This window comes from Bacteroides sp. AM23-12 (assembly GCF_003434395.1).
Taxonomy (GTDB): domain Bacteria; phylum Bacteroidota; class Bacteroidia; order Bacteroidales; family Bacteroidaceae; genus Bacteroides; species Bacteroides thetaiotaomicron.
Genome location: NZ_QTLF01000075.1, coordinates 1,729 through 2,888, shown reverse-complemented (window position 1 = coordinate 2,888; position 1,160 = coordinate 1,729). Strand labels below are relative to the sequence as shown.

The 1,160-nt window shown below is 44.2% G+C and carries 2 protein-coding genes; both read left to right on the top strand.

Annotated elements, in window-relative coordinates; all coding sequences use genetic code 11:
• Window positions 1-414 precede the first annotated feature (414 nt).
• Window positions 415-993, top strand: coding sequence for a UpxY family transcription antiterminator (locus DW640_RS23045; protein ID WP_072067381.1), 579 nt, complete (start codon window positions 415-417; stop codon window positions 991-993).
• Window positions 994-1,003: 10 nt separating this feature from the next.
• On the top strand, window positions 1,004-1,160 hold a 157-nt coding region (locus DW640_RS24185; RefSeq protein ID WP_304466183.1), incomplete at its 3' end, for a UpxZ family transcription anti-terminator antagonist.

Below are 1,160 nucleotides of genomic sequence, written 5' to 3'. Positions count from 1 at the left end.
GAACTGAAAGAGCGTACGGAGGTGAACCGGATGAATTTGTCTTACGTTAAGAGGTGCGGTTCTGGCCTGTATGTGTGATTTAGAATCCTGATATACAGTGTTTATGGGTGTGTGTTACTTCTTAGGTAACGGAATGATTCATGGCGCAAAGATGGACATATTTATGAAAATACGCAAACAAAAATGAAATTAATTTCTTAAAATGAATCAAAAGTCGGCATAACAGACGGAAAATGACAATATCCGTGTTATGTCTTTTTTTTATTCCAATTTATGAAAGACACCTTCACTTCTGCCTTATTTCCTGAATACCAGTCCTCTTCCGATGTTTTCGTTGAAAAAAGTTCCCTGTTTCGCTTGTCCTTTGTTTGTGAGTTACCTAAGAAGTAACGGATAAACATGGGGTAAAAAAACATGATTTTAAGAAAAAAGAAATCACTCAATGCTGGGCCTATTAATGGGACAGGGGAAGGCGTAGCACACTCAAAACGCTGGTATGTTGCTTTGGTTCGGATGCACCATGAAAAGAAGGTTTCGGAGCATCTGGACAAGATGGGTATCGAGAATTTCGTTCCCGTTCAACAGGAATTCCACCAATGGAGCGACCGTCGCAAGCTGGTCACCTCCGTCTTGCTTCCTATGATGGTCTTCGTACACGTTGACCCTAGGGAACGCATGGAAGTCTTGAGTTTTTCTACTGTGAGCCGTTACATGGTGATGCGCGGCGAGAGTAGTCCTGCCGTAATCCCTGACGAGCAGATGGCCCGTTTCCGTTTCATGCTTGATTATTCAGAAGAATCGATAAGCATGAACAGTGCCCCTTTGGCCCGTGGTGAAAAGGTCCGCGTGATTAAAGGCCCCCTGACGGGGCTTGTAGGTGAACTGGTTAATGTGGATGGCAAGAGTAAGATCGCCGTTCGCCTGAATATGTTGGGATGTGCCTGTGTGGATATGCCTGTCGGTTATGTAGAGCCTATTATGGCGGCTGTTTAAGGCGAGGGATATGGATGCTGTTATTTTACAGGAAAACATAGAGGGTTTATTAAATTTGGTACGCATGCTGCTTCCTGGTGGGGGGAGTGCAGGCTGCGTGTATCTGGATGACCTTTCCGTCTTACAACGATCCATCCACAAACAGATAAACGATTTATATTCACAAC

Coding starts and splice junctions, on each gene's coding strand:
- DW640_RS23045 (WP_072067381.1), top strand. CDS start 415: ATGATTTTAAGAAAAAAGAAATCACTCAATGCTGGGCCTATTAATGGG.